The following is a 1,638-nucleotide window of genomic DNA, read 5'->3' as shown; positions in this document are numbered from 1 at the left end:
ACCGGCTCCGGCCCCCGGCCCCGCGATCGACAACGGCCGCGGCTGACCCCGGTTCACGCCGACTGATCCAGGCGCAGCACTGAGGCCCGCCCCCGTCGCAGGGGGCGGGCCTCAGTCGTACCGAACCGGGGGCCGGAAGCGGAGTCCGGCCCCCGGGCAGGCTGTTAGCGCGGCGCCATGCGCAGGGCGCCGTCCATGCGGAAGCTCTCGCCGTTGAGGTAGTCCTGTTCGACGATCGCGTTCGCCAGCTGCGCGTAGTCGGACGGCCGGCCGAGGCGCGACGGGAACGGGATCGCGGCCTCGAGAGACTTCTGGAACTCCTCGGTCAGACCCTTCAGCATCGGGGTCTCGATGGTGCCCGGGGCGATGGTGTTGACGCGGATACCGAACTGCGCGAGGTCGCGCGCGGCGCAGATGCCCATCGAGTACACGCCACCCTTCGAGGCGGCGTAGGCGATCTGGCCGACCTGACCCTCGTAGGCGGCGACGGACGCGGTGTTGATGATGACGCCGCGCTGGCCGTCCTCGTCCACCGTGTCCTGGGTGGACATGGCCTCGGCGGCCAGGCGCAGCACGTTGAACGTGCCCACGAGGTTCACCGAGATGCAGGTCTGGAACAGGTCGAGCGCGTGCACGCCCTTCTTGGAGACGATGCGTGCGGCCGGGGCGATGCCGGCGCAGTTGACCACCACGCGCAGCGGCGCGGCCTCGGTGGCCTTGGCGATGGCGGCCTTGACGTCGTCTTCGCTGGTGACGTCGGCGGCGATGAGGGTGATGCCCTCATCGATGCCCTGCTCGACGGCCTTGTCGATGGACTGCTGGAGGTCGAGGCCGAACACGACCGCGCCCTTCTCGGCGAACGAACGCGCGGTGGCGTTGCCCAGGCCGGAGGCGGCACCGGTGACGATGACGGAAGCACCCTTGATGTCCACGGGCGATGTCCTTTCTCTCTAGGAGGCGAGCACTAGGAGGTGCAAGCACTTACCGGCCCAGTGTTCCAGAACCGTGTTCAGCGCACGTCGAAGGCCGGGCTCTCCCCCCTAACGGGGAACGGGCGCCCGTCGATCCCGCGTCCCGACGCCGTGTACACCACGCGGTACGCCCCGGCCGGGGTGCCGGGCGGGATGTCCCAGGTGACGAGCGCGTTCGTCACGGTGAGCAGGTCCTCAAACACGATCATCGTGGACCAGTCGCCGTCGTCGTGGACCCGTACCCACCGGTCGCCCTCCCGGCGCTCGATCGCGAGGTAGGTGTCTCCGCGGCGCAGGTCGGAGTTGGGGTGGGTCCCGCAGAACCGGACCAGCACGCGCTGGCCCACGCGGTACTCCGCGAGCGGCGGGTCCAGGACGTCGCCGAAGTTCCGCAGCGGCGCGGGGGTGTCGACGAGCGGGTTGCCCAGCGGGGAGACGGGGATCTGCCCGGTGAGGTCCCGCTCGGAGGTGCCGGGGTCCAGCGGGGTCCCGGCCCGCATCGAGCGGGCGAGGTCGGCGGCGACCTGCTGGATCGCCGGCAGAGTCCACGGGCCGAACGCCGTCGCGCCGCCCTCATAATTCTGCGCCGAGTACTCCTCGGGGGTGGTGACGTAGTGCCCGTAGGCGTTGGAGTACCCCTGGACGGTGACGTGGTCCTCGGGGACGG

The 1,638-nt window shown here is 70.6% G+C and carries 2 protein-coding genes; both read right to left on the bottom strand.

From position 1 onward, the window contains the following. Window positions 1-164: 164 nt before the first annotated feature. Window positions 165-932, bottom strand: a complete 768-nt coding sequence (locus tag G6021_RS10325; RefSeq protein WP_119193494.1) for an SDR family NAD(P)-dependent oxidoreductase — start codon at window positions 930-932, stop codon at window positions 165-167. Between the two features lie 77 nt (window positions 933-1,009). Next, window positions 1,010-1,638: neutral/alkaline non-lysosomal ceramidase C-terminal domain-containing protein (locus G6021_RS17325; protein WP_241736514.1), on the bottom strand; the 629-nt coding region annotated here is incomplete at its 5' end.

It is taken from the genome of Dietzia sp. CW19, from assembly GCF_014145265.1.
In the GTDB taxonomy this organism is placed as follows: Bacteria; Actinomycetota; Actinomycetes; order Mycobacteriales; family Mycobacteriaceae; genus Dietzia; species Dietzia natronolimnaea.
This window is presented reverse-complemented; position numbering and strand designations above follow the sequence as displayed.